This is a genomic window from Mesorhizobium sp. WSM4820 (assembly GCF_055811075.1).
The window spans coordinates 1-1,238 of sequence record NZ_JBVVQN010000064.1 but is presented as its reverse complement, the minus strand read 5'-3'; the positions used below and the strand labels follow the sequence as shown (position 1 = coordinate 1,238).

The window sequence follows — 1,238 nt, the reverse complement described above, 5'->3', positions numbered from 1 at the left end:
GTTCAGGTCCCACAAAAGGTCTTATAGACGCGGCCATCGCGCGGTGGTGGCTCGGCATAGCTCGCGAAGCCTGGCTGGACTTCGTATGGCTTGCCGAGCACGGTCAGAAGGTCCTCGAACGGTCCGAACTCCTGTTTCTCCACGGCGGCCTCGATGACCGCCTCAACGCGGTGGTTGCGGGGGATAACGGCCGGATTGACGCGCTGCATGGAAGCCCGGCGCGCTGAACCTTCCTGCGGCTCTTGCCCGAGCCGTTTGCGCCAGCGCTCGGCCCAGTCGTCATATGGGGCAGGGTCTTCGAAGAGGCTGCGCACCGCGACGTCGCCTTCGGGTCCCATAGCGGCCTCGCTCAGGCGTCGGAAAGTCAGGGTGAAGTCCGCCTTGCCAGCGACCATCCGATCGAGAAGATCCTGCGTCAGCGCAAGATCGCCCTCCCGCTCCGACAAAAGTCCCAACTTGCGACGCAAGCCACTATTATACGCGTCGCTGAACCGTGCTGCGAAGGCAGAAAGCGCATCTTGTGCCTGCTCCACGGATTTGTCCTGATCCTCAGCCAGGAGGGGCAGCAGACACTTCGCCAGCCGCGTCAGGTTCCACTGGGCGATCGCAGGCTGATTGGCATAAGCGTAGCGACCTAACTGGTCGATCGAGCTGAATACGGTCTTGGGATCGTAGATGTCCAGAAAAGCGCAGGGGCCATAGTCAATCGTCTCGCCGGCGATAGACATGTTGTCGGTGTTCATAACCCCGTGAATGAAGCCGACGAGCAGCCACTGCGCTATGAGGTTCGCTTGGCGCGCAATCACACTCTCCAGCAGTGCCAGGTAGGGGCGAGCAGCGCCCGCGGCATCCGGGTAGTGCCGAGCGATCGCGTGATCAGCGAGAGCCCTCACCGCATCCACGTCCCCGCGCGCCGCGAAGAATTCGAAGGTTCCGATCCGCATGTGGCTGGATGCGACCCGTGTCAGCACTGCGCCTGGCAGGTAGGTTTCTCGTATCACCTCATCACCCGTCATAACCGCAGCAAGCGCCCGAGTGGTCGGAATGCCAAGAGCCGCCATGGCCTCGCTGACAATGTACTCGCGCAGAACGGGGCCAAGCGCCGCCCGCCCGTCGCCGCCGCGGGAAAACGGTGTTCGGCCGGAGCCCTTTAGCTGGATATCCCGGCGCACTCCTTCCTGATCGACGATCTCGCCTAGCAGGATTGCCCTTCCGTCGCCGAGCTGCGGCACGAACTG

General features: G+C 62.9%; 1 protein-coding gene. It reads right to left on the bottom strand.

Features of this window, described 5'->3' with window-relative positions:
- Positions 1–2: 2 nt before the first annotated feature.
- On the bottom strand, positions 3–1,238 hold a 1,236-nt coding region (locus AC0L2R_RS33705; protein WP_473514090.1), incomplete at its 5' end, for a protein adenylyltransferase SelO.